The sequence below is a fragment of the Ruegeria sp. CDSC068 genome, assembly GCF_059610545.1.
Window position 1 is genome coordinate 39737 of sequence record NZ_JBXWNV010000001.1, and the last position, 14747, is coordinate 54483.

The 14747-nt window shown below is 53.1% G+C and carries 12 protein-coding genes and 1 pseudogene; 10 read left to right on the forward strand and 3 right to left on the reverse strand.

Annotated elements, in window-relative coordinates; all coding sequences use genetic code 11:
* Positions 1-30 precede the first annotated feature (30 nt).
* From xylB to AC2FID_RS00180, 3 genes are read left to right on the forward strand one after another with little or no spacing between them, the layout of a single operon-like run.
* On the forward strand, positions 31-1488 hold the full coding sequence (xylB, locus tag AC2FID_RS00170) for a xylulokinase (protein WP_496700088.1): 1458 nt from the start codon (positions 31-33) through the stop codon (positions 1486-1488).
* A complete protein-coding gene (locus AC2FID_RS00175; RefSeq protein WP_496834840.1) occupies positions 1488-2444 on the forward strand; it encodes an aldose epimerase family protein in 957 nt (318 codons plus the stop codon). Before xylB ends, AC2FID_RS00175 begins: the two co-directional genes overlap by 1 nt.
* Entirely contained in the window at positions 2434-3732 is a 1299-nt protein-coding gene (locus tag AC2FID_RS00180; protein WP_496834842.1) for a cytochrome-c peroxidase, read from the forward strand. Before AC2FID_RS00175 ends, AC2FID_RS00180 begins: the two co-directional genes overlap by 11 nt.
* Here the strand turns inward: AC2FID_RS00180 and AC2FID_RS00185 are convergent, their stop codons facing one another.
* Both AC2FID_RS00185 and AC2FID_RS00190 read right to left on the reverse strand, forming a co-directional pair.
* Entirely contained in the window at positions 3733-5241 is a 1509-nt protein-coding gene (locus AC2FID_RS00185; protein WP_496834844.1) for a CRTAC1 family protein, read from the reverse strand.
* Positions 5231-6448 carry an ROK family protein gene (locus AC2FID_RS00190; RefSeq protein WP_496834846.1) on the reverse strand — a complete coding sequence of 406 codons (1218 nt, stop codon included), beginning with the start codon at positions 6446-6448 and terminating at the stop codon, positions 5231-5233. Before AC2FID_RS00190 ends, AC2FID_RS00185 begins: the two co-directional genes overlap by 11 nt.
* Before the next feature lie 151 nt (positions 6449-6599).
* Here AC2FID_RS00190 and xylF point away from each other — a divergent pair, with 151 nt between their 5' ends.
* The 5 genes and pseudogenes from xylF (at position 6600) to AC2FID_RS00215 (ending at position 11830) form a co-directional block, all read left to right on the forward strand.
* Complete coding sequence (xylF, locus tag AC2FID_RS00195) at positions 6600-7619, forward strand: D-xylose ABC transporter substrate-binding protein (protein WP_282168707.1); 1020 nt, start codon at positions 6600-6602, stop codon at positions 7617-7619.
* A gap of 60 nt (positions 7620-7679) precedes the next feature.
* Entirely contained in the window at positions 7680-8978 is a 1299-nt protein-coding gene (locus AC2FID_RS00200) for a sugar ABC transporter permease (RefSeq protein ID WP_496834849.1), read from the forward strand.
* Positions 8978-9781, forward strand: coding sequence for an ATP-binding cassette domain-containing protein (locus AC2FID_RS00205; RefSeq protein WP_186437488.1), 804 nt, complete (start codon positions 8978-8980; stop codon positions 9779-9781). The genes AC2FID_RS00200 and AC2FID_RS00205 overlap by 1 nt, the downstream gene beginning before the upstream one ends.
* A gap of 8 nt (positions 9782-9789) precedes the next feature.
* On the forward strand, positions 9790-11097 hold the full coding sequence (xylA, locus tag AC2FID_RS00210) for a xylose isomerase (protein WP_282168705.1): 1308 nt from the start codon (positions 9790-9792) through the stop codon (positions 11095-11097).
* Between the two features lie 62 nt (positions 11098-11159).
* Positions 11160-11830 (forward strand): annotated as a pseudogene (locus tag AC2FID_RS00215) (IS6 family transposase).
* A gap of 7 nt (positions 11831-11837) precedes the next feature.
* On the opposite strand, the gene AC2FID_RS00220 reads toward AC2FID_RS00215, so the two are convergent.
* Positions 11838-12617 (reverse strand): HalD/BesD family halogenase, encoded by a 780-nt coding sequence (locus AC2FID_RS00220; RefSeq protein WP_496834851.1) that lies wholly within the window; start codon positions 12615-12617, stop codon positions 11838-11840.
* 107 nt (positions 12618-12724) lie between these two features.
* Here AC2FID_RS00220 and AC2FID_RS00225 point away from each other — a divergent pair, with 107 nt between their 5' ends.
* Positions 12725-13639 (forward strand): LysR family transcriptional regulator, encoded by a 915-nt coding sequence (locus AC2FID_RS00225; protein WP_496834853.1) that lies wholly within the window; start codon positions 12725-12727, stop codon positions 13637-13639.
* Positions 13640-13885: 246 nt separating this feature from the next.
* Positions 13886-14245, forward strand: coding sequence for a group I truncated hemoglobin (locus AC2FID_RS00230; protein ID WP_282121406.1), 360 nt, complete (start codon positions 13886-13888; stop codon positions 14243-14245).
* Positions 14246-14747: the final 502 nt, after the last annotated feature.

The window sequence follows — 14747 nt, forward strand, 5'->3', positions numbered from 1 at the left end:
TTAAAATAAAACATCAAAGGGTGACGCCGAATGTATCTTGGATTGGATTTGGGAACGTCGGGTCTCAGAGGAATTCTGATTGATGACGCCGGTCTCGTCGTCAGCGACGCAGAAGCTGGCATTTCCACATCGACGCCAAAACCCGGTTGGTCCGAGCAGAATCCGTCAGATTGGATTAACGCGTGCACAAAGGTTATTGCGAAGCTCCGGTCAGACAACGCATCGGCATTCGCAAAACTGCGCGGAATTGGTCTGAGCGGGCACATGCATGGTGCCACCTTGTTGGATGCCGAAGGTGAAACTCTAAGGCCCTGCATTCTATGGAATGACACACGATCTGCAAACGAGGCAAAAACACTCGATCAGTCTCCACAGATGCGGACCATTTCCGGGAACATTGTTTTCCCGGGTTTCACAGCGCCGAAACTGGAATGGGTGCGGTCGCACGAGCCCGAGGTTTTCTCAAAAACAGCCAAAGTATTATTGCCGAAAGACTATCTTCGGTTTTGGCTGACAGGTGAATACATCTCGGACATGTCAGACAGTGCCGGAACATCCTGGTTGGATGTTGACAAACGGCAGTGGTCTGAAACGGCGCTGGGTTTGGGTCACATGCAGGCCGCACAGATGCCGCGTCTTGTCGAAGGGAATGAGCCGGCTGGTGAACTGAAAACCGAGCTGCGGCATGCATGGGGCCTTTCTGGTCCTGTTGTCGTGGCGGGTGGCGCAGGCGACAACGCAGCGGCGGCTTGCGGTATCGGGAGCGTAAAGGACGGTGCGGGTTTCGTGTCGTTGGGAACGTCCGGAGTTCTTCTTGTTGCTCGGGATGCATATGGCCCGGCGCCTGAAACTGCAGTGCACTGCTTTTGCCATGCTGTTCCCGAAATGTGGATACAAATGGGGGTCATACTCTCGGCAACAAACAGTATGAATTGGCTTTCAAGCAATCTCGGCCAACCTGTGGAAAAACTGGCGTCGATGGTACCTGATAGCATTGCCAGACCTTCTTCGATTACGTTCCTGCCGTATCTTTCAGGCGAGCGAACGCCGCATAACGACAGTCGCATTCGAGCAGCATTCTTGGGTGTCGACGTCGCATCGGGCCCCGCCGATCTGACCCAATCTGTGATGGAGGGCGTTGCCTTTGCAATGCGTGACTGTCTCGAAGCCTTGAAAAGCACAGGGACCTCGCCGACCAACTTGATGGCTGTTGGAGGAGGTGCAAGATCCAGGTTTTGGTTGGAAACACTTGCTACGGTATTGCAAGTGCCTTTGGATGTTCCAAAAGGCAGCGAATTCGGCGCGGCCATGGGCGCTGCGCGACTTGCGATCTGTGCCGCTAACAATGCAAAGCCCGGCGACATTATGAAGCCGCCTAAAATTCAGGAAAGCATCGACCCACGCAAGGATCTGGTCGAACCCTATGAAAGGGAATTCGGACAATATCGGCAGTACTATAAGGCGCTGGCGCCCTTGGCGGGTGGATGATGGCTGAAGTTGGAAAACCTTCTCGGTTCGAAACGGTTATGCTGACTGATGGGGACATGCGAGCCTCGGTGCTGAACAATGGGGCATTCACTCAAGGTTGGTGGTACAAGGACGTGCGGCTTTTTTTGGGGTTCAATGACCTAATTAAATACTTCACCGATAAAACCTTTATGGGCGCAACCGTTGGCCGTGTTGCGAACCGGATCGGCGGCGCGCGGTTCGAGTTGCAAGGCGCTGGTTTTGAACTTAACGCCAATGAAAGTGAAAACACTCTACATGGGGGAGCAGAGGGGCTTTCCAAACAATTCTGGAACCTTGAGCAGACCGCACCAAACGAAGTGGTATTGCGTTACCTTTCACGCGACGGGGAAAGCAGCTTTCTAGGGAACGTCCGGTTCGGGGTCAGTGTCACGCTACGGAACCCATGGTTGACCTACACACTTCAAGATCATTCTGACCGGCCTAAACCGATCAATCTTACACAACACAACTACTATACTTTGGGCAGCGCAAAGGGTGTTGACGCACACGAGCTGGAACTCGCCTCAGAGCGGTACTCAGAAATTGACGAACAAGGAGTTCCGTCCGGCGGGCTATGTTCGACCAAGGACAGCGAATTGGATTTCTCTACACCTAGATCGATCGGGCATGTTCCGATGCCGATCGACCACTATTTCTGCTTTGATCAAGCCCGTGACCCGACAGATCCGGTCACGAAATTCACCGCGTCGTCCGCTCTTTTTCTGGCCGCTTATGCTGACCAACCCGGAGCACAGGTTTATTCGGGTGCCCATATGGCGAAGCCACTACGCGGTTCATCTGGTTCGTGCATCGAGCCATCGGGATGCCCGAACGCGCCCAACATACCTTCGTTTCCCTCGGTCATTTGCACGCCCGAAAAACCGTACCGGCATGAACTCTCGCTCGAGATCACGGAAGGTGGCAATGGGAGTTAGGCTATTCATTCCCATCATCAGCTTTTTGATTGCTGGCACCAGCGCCAATGCTCAGGAACTTGGACCACCTCCGACTTTCCTTGAGCCTGATTTCCACCGCGTTGAATTGGGACAGTTGCTTTTCTACGATCCGGTTTTGTCCGGCAACAAGAACATCAGTTGTGCGACCTGTCATCACCCTAGGCTTGGCACGTCGGACGGCCTTTCGCTCGGCATCGGGGAAGGCGGGATCGGCTTGGGTACTGAACGCACGCTGGATACTCAGAATACGCCGGAGCAACGTATCCCTCGAAACTCACCGGCGCTTTGGAATCTTGGTGCGACGGAGTTCGCGACGTTTTTCCATGATGGGCGTCTTGAAGCCGATCCAACGCAACCAAACGGGATCAGAACTCCTTTGGGGACACATATGCGGTCCGGTTTTCAATCGGCATTGGCGGCACAGGTGATGTTCCCGGTGCTTTCACCAGACGAAATGGCCGGTCATTACTCCGAAAATGACGTCAGCGAAGCGGTTCGATTGGGGCTATTGACACAACAAGGTGGAGCGTGGGACCTGATTGCGGCTCGTGTTGCCGCCATCCCAGAATACAAGCAGCGCTTTGATGCCATTACGCCGGGTAGTGAGATCTCATTCACGGCCATTGCAAACGTGATCGCAGATTTCATCGCATTCGAATGGCGCGCCGACAACAGCCCCTTTGATCGCGCGATGCGAGGCGAAGACGCACTATCTAAAAACGCCGAATTCGGCATGCACCTGTTTTTCGGCAAGGCGGGGTGCAGCAGTTGCCACGCGGGCTGGTTCCAGACGGATCACAAGTTTCATTCGATCGGTTTGCCGCAAATCGGGCCTGGAAAGGCCGCGCGGTTTGAGAGTCATGTTCGCGATGATGGGCGACTTCGTGTTACAGGTCGTGCCGAAGATGCGTTCACATTTCGCACGCCATCTCTACGCAATGTAACGCTGACCGCGCCGTATGGGCACAACGGAGCATTTGCGCGACTCGAAGATATCGTGCGCCACCATCTGGACCCGGTTACATCCTTGCGAAACTACACGGTGGAGATGGCTTTGTTGCCAGATTTCCCGGGCTCTGAAGACGAAACTCCCTTGCTGGAGCAGCAACATCTGGATGCCATTGCCAACAGCAACAGCTTGTCGAAAATTACTCTTACGGATCACGAGGTCGACGCTCTTTTAAGTTTTCTGGCAAGCCTTGAGGATCCGGCGCAGAGGCTGGGTGTGCCTGCCCAAATTCCAAGCGGTCTGCCGGTAGATCAATAGTCACCGACGCATTTGAACAATCTGGTTCGGTGCCACGTCCTGCCATGTGCTGGCCTCTCCATCCGGCCAGACTACCCGAAGCTGTACTTGGGTTTCGTCCCCCAAACCGAAATGTTGATATCCAGTCACACCACCAGCATGTCCGCCGCCAATGGTTATTTCTCGGGTTTGCAAACCTTGCGCGGTTTGAACCTCGACAAATCCACCGACCGCTGCCTGGTTGGATTTGTCCTGAGCAACATCAACCAACAGCCAATTGCCGCCTGTTGAGATATTTTGACTGACCTCAAGTATTGATCCACGGTTTACGACCACCAGATCGAGCCACCCATCGTTGTTCAGATCTGCAAGCGCTGCACCGCGTGACTTCGCCATCGAAGCAACACCAGCCTCTGCCGAGGCTTCGATAAACTGACCTTCCGAGCGCTGAACCAACAGGTTATTTGGATCGTTCAGTGCAGCATCCGGCATTTGCTCGACATTGCCTTTGGTCACGAAGATGTCGTCTCGGCCGTCATTGTTGACGTCTCCAAACTGTGCGTGCCAGCCGGTCGACGGCCTTCCGTCGTTACCGACATGCGGTCTGTGTGCGGTTGTGCCTTTTTCGTAAGTTGCATCGCGCCACGTCGGGCCGTTGGTATCCGGGTCAAACACCTGAAGTTTCTGGTCGCCCATCGAGGTCAGATAGACCTCGGGAAAGCCATCTCCGGTCAGATCGCGAGAGGCAATACCCATTCCCCAGATCGAATAGGGCAGCCATCCGTCTTCGGTCGAGTATAATCGCGGCTCAGGCTCCATCGCCCATAGCTGTTCTTGCCCATTGCGCACGTAATAGTGGCGGTCATTGCTGACACGAAGGTCTGCGCGTCCGGATCGTGCCCAGTCGGAAAACAGAATGGAAAGCGAGCAGAAGCTAGGTTCTAGTTGCTGGGGTTTGCCATAGCTGCCCCCGTTCGGGCGGTAGAGTAGGGTTGGGTCGCAAGATTCAAACGGGCCTTCCGGGTCGAAGCGATCCACGTAAGTTCCAAATGCCAATGTTGGCAAGGATTGGTCGTCTTCCCATGTGGCCGAAAATCCAGTGGTCCAGTGATCCACGGTTTGGAACTTGATGTTATCGAAGGGACGGAACTGACAATCCGACTGACCTTGAAGCAGGACATCATCGCCCACACGCAATATGGCCAGATCCATCAAACCATCGCCGTCAACGTCCAATGGGTAGGCGCCGGTTACTCCGGTTAAGGACAGCTGATCCGGTGTCTCAATAAGAAAAGAAACCTCGCCCTCAGAGGTGTTTTTGAACAGCTGAGATCGATTGGACCCGCCCGCGACGAACAATTCGGGTAATGTGTCTCCGTTACAATCAAAAACCGCTACTCCGCCGCCAACAAAGTGCTCCCAACCGCCATCGTAAATATGAACGGGCACGTCGATGCTTTTGAATTGAAGCTGTGAATCGGCATCGGCAGCTGTGGCAAGAACGAGTAATGCCGCAAATTCAGGACGCATTCGCCGCAAGCCCCTTTACCTTCTGGATCGAGACCTGTTCGATCCCATACGCGGCAGCACCTTTGGCCCACATCAGATCGCCCCAGTGATGCACTTTGATTTCAGGCAAGGGTGCGTCGACATTCACAACACCATTTTGAATGCGCGTCATAACCTCGGCCGAGCAGAGGTGTTCAAAGCTCATTTGCGCACCTGACACAATGATGCATTGGGGATCGAACAGATTGATCAGATTGGACACTCCAAGACCAAACATCTGCCCCGCACGCGCAAGCACCGAGGTGGCTCTGTCATCACCGGAATTGGCGCGAGTGTGGATGTCCGAGACCGTTTGCATGTCGTCGGCGTGACCTGTGACAGTCATTTCTCGGATCAAGGCGTAGTCCCCAACATAGGCTTCCAAGCACCCCCGTTGACCGCATTGGCACAGAGCGCCGTCGAGTTGCACTTTGGTATGCCCAAACTCAGCCCCACAGCCTCTTTTCCCGCGGTAGAGCCTACCGTCCAAAACGATACCGAGGCCAACACCATGTTCGATCGTGACAACAAGAAAGTTCTTTAGCCCTTTGCCTAGCCCAAAAAGCTGTTCGGCTTTTGCGACGAGGTTGGCGTCGTTTTCCACGAAGGCAGGGCAGGGGAGCTCTTTCGCAATTAAAGGGTTGAAATCAATGTTTCTTTCGGTCACCGAAGACGACCAGTGGACAAAGTTTCTAGCTGCATCAATCTGCCCAGCCAATCCGATTGAAATGCCAGCCAAGTGTTCGATTGAAAGACCGACCTGTTGGCATGTGTCTTCAAGGGCCAAGCGGATAGTCGATATAAGGTTTGCCGGCGACATTCGGGCGTCTTCAAGCTGGGCCTTGTGCGACGTCACCTCGTTCCCTTCAAAATCCACGAGAATGACCGAGATCATTTGGCGTGCAACCTTCAGGCCCGCGACAAGGAACGACTGGCCGTCCAATTGCAGCAAAACTCTGGGTCGCCCCCTTTTTCCCGACTTTGACTGTGCTTCGCCTTCAATCTCTTTGATCAGCCCTGCCGAGATCAAATCAGCCGTTGCTGAGGTGATCGTGGCAGGACTGGTTTCCAAGGCGGACGCGATATCAATCCGTGATACGGATCCCTTGCTTCTGATCTGTTCCAACACCCGCAAGCGGGTTGCGTTTCTTTGGTCTAAAGAAACCACAGACGCTTTGCTTTTCAGCATCTTGCCCTCTCGAATCTTACTCTGGAACCAACTTAAGTGAATTTAATGGTGTCTTGTAGGCTAAATATTTTACCGACTGAAATAAATATGGTATTCAAATTTGTGAGAGCCGCGAATCGAAATGCGATGGCTCGGCAAATGGGAGGAAATCATGAAAAAAATTCTCAGCTTTTCGGCTGTGGCCACTTTGTTGGCTTCGACCGCATTCGCAGAGCCAGTGGTTGGCGTAAGCTGGTCGAACTTTCAGGAAGAGCGTTGGAAAACGGACGAGGCGGCAATTAAGTCGGCGCTTGAAGCAGGCGGCGCCGAGTACATTTCGGCAGACGCGCAATCGTCTTCCGCAAAGCAGTTATCGGACATTGAAAGCCTGATCGCCCAAGGTGTGGACGCGCTTATCATTCTCGCGCAGGACGCGCAGGCCATCGGACCGGCTGTTCAGGCAGCGGCGGACGAAGGTATTCCAGTCATTGCTTATGATCGCCTGATTGAGGACGACCGAGCGTTCTATTTGACCTTCGACAATGTGGAAGTCGGCAGAATGCAGGCCCGAGCTGTCTTTGAGGCCATGCCCAAAGGCAACTACGTGATGATCAAAGGCTCTCCTACTGATCCGAACGCAGATTTCCTGCGGGGTGGTCAACAAGAGATCATCGGAGCCGCAGTAGACAGCGGTGACATCGTAATCGTTGGTGAAGCCTATACGGATGGTTGGCTGCCCGCGAACGCGCAGCGAAATATGGAACAGATTTTGACCGCGAATGAGAACAACGTGGATGCAGTTGTTGCTTCGAACGACGGGACAGCAGGCGGCGTTGTTGCTGCGCTGACTGCACAGGGTATGGAAGGCATTCCGGTGTCCGGTCAGGACGGCGACCATGCGGCCCTGAACCGAGTTGCGCTGGGAACTCAGACAGTTTCGGTATGGAAGGATGCCCGTGAACTCGGAAAGGCCGCTGGCGAAATCGCTGTCGCACTGAGCGGTGGAACAAGCCCGGCTGACGTCGAAGGCGCAACAAGCTGGACATCACCAGGTGGCACCGCGATGAATTCGGTCTTCCTTGCGCCGGTTCCGATCACCAAGGACAACCTGTCCGTCGTTGTGGACGCCGGATGGATCCCATTGGAAGATCTGTGCCAAGGCGTTGAAAACGGACCTGCTCCTTGTAACTAATCTTCAAAGTCCCTGGCTCTGTCTGGGCCGGGGACCATTGCTGAATATGAAAGATCGGAAATGACCGAAACTTCGTCTCAGCCGGTACCTGAAAAAGCGAAACCCAGCCTGTTCCATCAATTGGAACTGGATATGCGGCTTTTGGGAATGATCGGCGCATTTGTCATCCTGTGTATCGGGTTCAACATCTTCACGGATGGACGGTTCTTGACGCCTCGGAACCTGTTCAACCTCTCCATCCAGACGGTTTCAGTGGCCATTATGGCGTGCGGAATGGTGTTCATTATCGTCACTCGCCACATCGACTTGTCGGTAGGAGCGCTGCTGGCAACAACCTCGGCCGTGATGGCAATGACGCAAACCGAGCTTTTGCCGCAAATACTTGGGATGGGTTTGAACAATCCGGCAACCTGGGCGATCACAATTGTTGTTGGGCTGTTTGTCGGCACATTGATTGGTGCGTTTCATGGCTGGATGGTCGGGTATCTGACGATACCAGCGTTCATCGTCACGCTTGGTGGATTTCTGGTTTGGAGAAACGTGGCGTGGTATTTGACGAGCGGCCAGACGATTGGTCCTCTGGATAGTACATTCCTGATGTTTGGCGGGACCAACGGAACACTGGGCACGTCGACAAGCTGGCTGTTTGGGTTGTTCGCTACCGCGATCGCGATCTGGGCGTTGTGGAGTGGTCGCCGCGCAAAAGCGTCACATGGGTTCCCTGTGAAACCTGTTTGGGCCGAGGCCACTCTGGCTGGGATAATCGCATTTGCTATCCTTGGGTACGTTTACATCGTAAACAGCTACGCTATTCCTACGCGCCGTCTGCAACGTATGTTCGAAGCGCGCGGCGAGACAATGCCAGAGGGGCTGGTTGTAGGATACGGCATACCGATTTCTGTCCTCATTCTGATTATCGTGGCTGTCTCGCTGACAATCGTGGCGCGTAAAACCCGGTTTGGACGCTACATCTTTGCCACCGGCGGAAACCCTGATGCGGCAGAGCTTTCTGGCATCAATACTCGGCTGCTGACCGTGAAGATTTTTGCGCTTATGGGCTTTCTGTGCGCCGTTTCTGCTGTGGTCGCCTCGGCGCGCCTTGCAAACCACTCAAACGACATTGGAACGCTGGACGAACTGCGCGTCATCGCCGCTGCAGTGATCGGAGGAACCGCATTGTCGGGCGGCATCGGTACCATCTATGGCGCGATCCTTGGTGCATTGATCATGCAGGCGCTGCAATCGGGCATGGCAATGGTTGGCGTTGACGCGCCGTTTCAGAACATCGTCGTCGGCAGCGTCCTCGTGTTGGCCGTCTATATCGACATCGTTTACCGCAAGCGACTGGGGGCCAAGTGATGCAAGCACAGGATATGCAGAAAAAACCTTCCGGCACAGGGGGCGGTTCAGGCGCGCCGCCATTGGTCGAGATGCGCGACATCTCGATTTCCTTTGGTGGGGTCAAGGCCGTCGACCATGTGTCGGTCGATCTCTATCCGGGTGAAGTCGTTGGTCTACTTGGCCATAACGGGGCCGGAAAGTCCACGTTGATCAAGGTATTGTCCGGTGCCTATCAGATGGACCACGGCGAGATCCTGATCGATGGCAAGCCGGTCGAGATTGGCAATCCCCGTGACGCCCGGGCAAACAATATCGAAACGATATATCAGACGCTCGCCTTGGCCGACAATCTGGACGCGACATCAAACCTGTTCCTGGGGCGCGAGATGACGACGCCTTTTGGTTTGGTTAACGACGCAGCCATGGAGGCCGAGTGCCGAAAGATCATGGCGCAGCTCAACCCGAACTTTCAGAAGTTCAACGACCCGGTCTCTGCCTTGTCCGGGGGGCAAAGACAGTCTGTGGCGATCGCTCGGGCCGTCTACTTCAACGCTCGTATTCTGATTATGGACGAGCCGACAGCAGCGCTTGGGCCGCATGAAACTCAGATGGTGGCGGATTTGATCCACCAGCTAAAGGCGCAAGGCATTGGGATATTCCTGATCGATCACGACGTGCATGCCGTCATGGAACTGTGCGACCGCGCCTCGGTCATGAAGAACGGAAAACTGGTTGGCACGGTCGATATCGCAGACGTCACTGATGACGATCTTTTGTCGATGATTATTCTCGGCAAACAGCCAACGCAAAAAGCAGAATAGGGTCAGGTATGACAAGCGGATTTTTCAATGGGATCGAACGGATCCAATATGAGGGCGTGGATAGTCAAAGCCCAATGGCCTTCCGGCATTACAACCCCGATGAAGTGATTTTGGGTAAACGCATGGAAGACCATCTGAGGTTTGCAGTGGCCTGGTGGCATTCCTTCGCATGGGAAGGGGGAGATCCCTTTGGAGGACCCACCCTGGAGCGCCCATGGCATCCGCAGGACGACATGGGACGGGCCCGCATGAAGGCCGATATCGCTTTTGAGATGTTTGAACTTTTGGGCCAACCCTATTTTTGCTGGCACGACGCTGACATCCGTCCCGAGCAGGGCAACTTTGCTAAAAACCTCAATGCCTTGGAAGAGATCACCGATTACATTGGTGAAAAGATGCAGGTTTCAGGCACCAAGCTTCTTTGGGGAACGGCCAATATGTTCAGCCATCGTCGCTGGATGTCTGGCGCCAGTACTAATCCAGACCCTGACGTTTTTGCATACGCCGCAGCGACAGTAAAATCCTGTATAGACGCGACCCACAAGCTTGGCGGCGAAAACTATGTTCTTTGGGGCGGACGTGAAGGCTATGAGACCCTGCTGAACACGGATCTGAAAACCGAACTGGACCACATGGGCAGATTTTTAAACATGGTCGTAGAGTACAAACACAAAATCGGGTTCAAAGGTACCATTCTTGTAGAACCGAAACCTCAGGAGCCTTCCAAGCACCAATACGACTATGACGCAGCTACTTGCATCGGATTTCTCAGGAAGTACGGGTTGGAGAACGAAGTGAAACTGAATCTCGAGCAGGGCCATGCGATCCTTGCCGGGCATAGTTTTGAGCATGAAATTGCAGTCGCGGCTGCCGAAGGGATGCTGGGTTCGATTGATATGAACCGCAACGACTACCAGTCTGGATGGGATACAGACCAGTTCCCGAACAATACACCGGAAGTTGCCTTAGCTTACTATTACATCTTGAAGGCGGGTGGTTTTACCACCGGCGGCACTAATTTCGACGCCAAAATTCGCCGACAATCGATTGACGCCGTCGATCTTGTGGCAGCTCATATCGGTGGAATGGACATATGTGCACGCGGTTTGAAAGCTGCCGCGGCAATGATTGAAGATGGTGGCATGGATGCCGCTCTTTTGGATAGGTATTCTGGTTGGAACACTCCAAAGGCGGCCTCAATGTTGGAAAGCAGTCTGGAGCAAGTATACGACCGGGTCATAGATGAGGATATTAACCCGGCACCAAAGTCCGGTCGCCAGGAAATTCTGGAAAACTACGTGAACAGGTTTGTGTGAAAATAGTTGTTGTCAGAAGAACTTGGGTTGAGGCGGGCAGGGTGCCTTCGTAGCCTTCGCGCATGATCAAACAATCGCCATTCAAATACTTCAAGACCAGTCCAGAGGTCATTCCTCTGGCAGTCATGCTGTACGTTCGGTTCCCATTGTCGCTTCGAAACGTGGAAGACCTGCTGCACGAAAGGGGAATTGAGGCGAGCCACGAGACTGTTCGATTTTGATGGAACAGGGTCGGCCCGATGTTTGCTGCTGAGATCCGAAGAAAGCGGGTGCAACAACTTCGAGCCTTTTCAAAATGGAAGTGGCATGTGGACGAGGTTTTTGTGAAGGTGAACGGCAAACACCACTATCTCTGGCGTGCAATCGATCACGAGGGTGAGGTGCTGGAAGCAGTTGTCACCAAACGCCGAAACGAGCAAGCGGCATTGAAATTCCTCAAAAAATTGATGAAGCGCCATGGCTGTGTAGAGAGATCGTGACGGATCGTTTCGCTTCCTACAAAGCTGCGCTCAGAGAAATGGGCGGGTCCGAAAAACAACAGACGGGAAGGTGGCTCAACAACCGCGTCGAGAATTCGCACCTGCCGTTTCGACGAGCCCAAAGCAGACCCAGGGGCGTTCTGCGGCGAATGACCGTTTCAAGTCCAAACTACTTGATGCTGCGCGTGGCAGCAATGTCAGCTTTCAGGTCGCTCTCGTATTTTCTACATTGCGGGGCGAGGCGATCGCGGTGAGCTACTTTTAGCTCAATCGACCATAAAAGGTCATTCGGGCGGCTTCAGAAAGTTCGATACCGGGTTCGGCATTATAAGCAAGCACTGCGAGAATGCGCGTTAGATCACCTTCATTCGGTGCCACCCGGTGAATCGAGTTGCGGCCCCGGAAGAAGACCAGTGTACCGGCATCGGCCTCGACAATTTCCACTGGTGCCTTTCCGTCCAAAATTTCATTAACTTTCTCAAATCCCATTTCGCCTAAATCTGCATCGCGAACGGCGTTAACGTATTCGAACTTCCCACCCTTTTCAGGCGCTTGCACCATCAAGGTGATGGCAAAGGACGAGTTGTCAAAATGCCAGCCAAGCTCCTCTCCCTTTTCAGCAAAATGCAGGTTGATGGAAGATAGCGGGTCTGCGTATTGGTGCATCGCGTCTTCGCCGAGGACATCGCACAAGAAGCTCCGGAAAACCGGGGCGTCATAGAGTTGGCGCAACGGTGAGCCCTGCGGCATCAAATCATCGGTAATACATCCTTTGGATGAGGTAACGAGGCGATTGCGTGCATGGTCGTCAGCAAACCTTTCGTCTTTTGGGGTCAGGTAGACGTTGTGTTGCTTGGTTGACTTAAAGACCTTGTCTTTGTTGGCGATGCCCTCGTCACGGATTGTATCAATCGCTCCCTTTTGAACAAATCCCGGCATCACGAAGACACCCGTTTCGTTAAACTCTTTCTTACAAGCTGCGCGGAAATCCGTATTGCCGATCGGAAAGGCTTTTAAGTCGATAATGTCTTTCAGCTCCATTGGTCTCTCCTGCCGTCAAGTTGCGTTGTTGACGTGATACAGAGGCACAAAGAACAAATAAAATTGTTTTTTGTTGCCTTTAAAGTGGAAAAAGTTATCCAAGCGTCATGGTCGAAATAACACTCAAACAATGCCGCTACTTCCGAGCAGTGGCGCAGACTGGTGGGATCGCTTCAGCAGCGCAGCTCGTTAGCATCTCGCAGCCCGCCGTTGCCCAAGCTATCGCCAAACTGGAAACTCAAACGGGACTTGTGTTGTTTAGACGCTTGCACGCGCGCGGAATGGAGCTGACGGCACAAGGTGTCGAGTTCCTTCGGTATGCTGAACAAATGCTGGTTTACGCCGACAAAATGGACGTCGCGGTGGCAGATATTGCTGCTCACAGAATGGGAACGTTACGCCTAGGCTGCTTTCAGTCGATTGCACCGTTCTATCTGTCGCACATCCTCAGCGTCTTCCCGAGACACATGCCTGGTGTAGTTTTGGATGTCGACGAACTTCTGCAAGAAGACCTGATCATAGCCCTGGACCGAAACGAAATCGACCTAGCGATCCTTTATGATCTGGGCATTGATGAAACCTTGTTCCGCATACGTCCTCTTGCAACGGCAGACCTCTATCTGATCGTTCCACCAAACCACAGGCTTTCAAAAAGGGCGTCCGTGTCAATTCGAGAGAACGACGGAGAGGAGTTCGTGCTTTTTGATGCCCCTCAAAGCCGGGACTTTTTTCTTAGCATTTTTGCCGAGTTCGATATTGCACCGAAGATCACGTTTCGATCGTCGTCGATTGAATCGGTTCGCTGTAACGTGGCAAACGGGCTGGGTGTTTCGCTTCTCTCGATGAAACCTGCCGACAACAAAACCTACGACGGCGGTCGGGTTGTCCCGATCAAACTCTCAGATTCAATACCGCCGATGCGAATTGTCATTGCGTCACATATGGACGCCCCAGAGAATCTGCTGGCTGACAGGTTTACCGGCATTTGTCGGAGCCTGTTCCAGGACCGGAAAATTCCATAGGACGTTGCGAGGCTGGAAGCTAAATAACGTGGAGAGCGGTCATTTATCGGACGCAGGGAAACGCCTGCTTTGTCCGCAATGCGGTCTCTCGGGAAAATTTAGCAAACGACCGCATTGAGCCCAAAGCGCTCATCGTTTTTCAAGGTGAGCTGCGATCAATTGCGTGGCCAAAATGCAATAGATTTGGCTCCAATTAGAATACCATGCTAGCGTCTGAGAAACGCCGATCAAAAAAAGGGATAGACAATGCCTGCGACACTTTATGATCGTTTGGGGGGAACGGATGGTATTCGGCGAATAGTTGACACGCTGGTGGACAATCACTCCAAAAACCCAGTTGTCTCTGCTCGATTTGCAGGAAGTGATATGAAGCACCTCAAGCAAATGGCAGGAGACTTCTTTATTACTGGTTCTGGTGGACCTGAGATCTATGCAGGCAAGGATATGGTTGCCGCGCATCGGCACATGAACATCAGCGGAGACGAGTTTGTCGCAGTATTGGACGACGCCGTGAACGCACTACAGGCAAACGACGTTGGTCAGCGGGAGCAAGAGGAAGTTTTGTACATTCTATATAGCCTCAAAGGGCAAGTCGTTGGGATTTGAGTATTGCGTGAACGGAGTGCACACGGAAAAGTGAAAACTCGGTCATTGGATTATTTTAATGTGGAGCAGGTATCGCCCAGGTCTTGCTGAACGTCCACTGATGGCGCCAATTGACAATGAGTTTGAGAGCTTTTTCTTGGTCTCATTCTTGCTATCTTGCTGCGTATGATCGCGTTAGGAAAATAGTGGTGCGCTATTTGGCAAAACTATTTGCAGGAATTTTCTTCCTTGCTGTGGCAGTTTCAGCCACTAGCGGTGCGGCAGCCACAGCGGTGGAGTGTAGCAACGCCGGAGGGTTACCGAAATGACAAACGGAGAAGCGGTATGTTCTTTTCGCAGCAGAACTTGCCCAAGTGAATGAAAAACATATCAGTCGCTCAGACAATGGCACCCCAAAACTTGTGGGGGCTCGCAATGCACGGGCAAAGACGAGTGTAGCACGAAGCAGGGTTGGTCAACAAAACCGCCAATGTGTGTCTATGAGAGCGGTAGAAATTCTGAA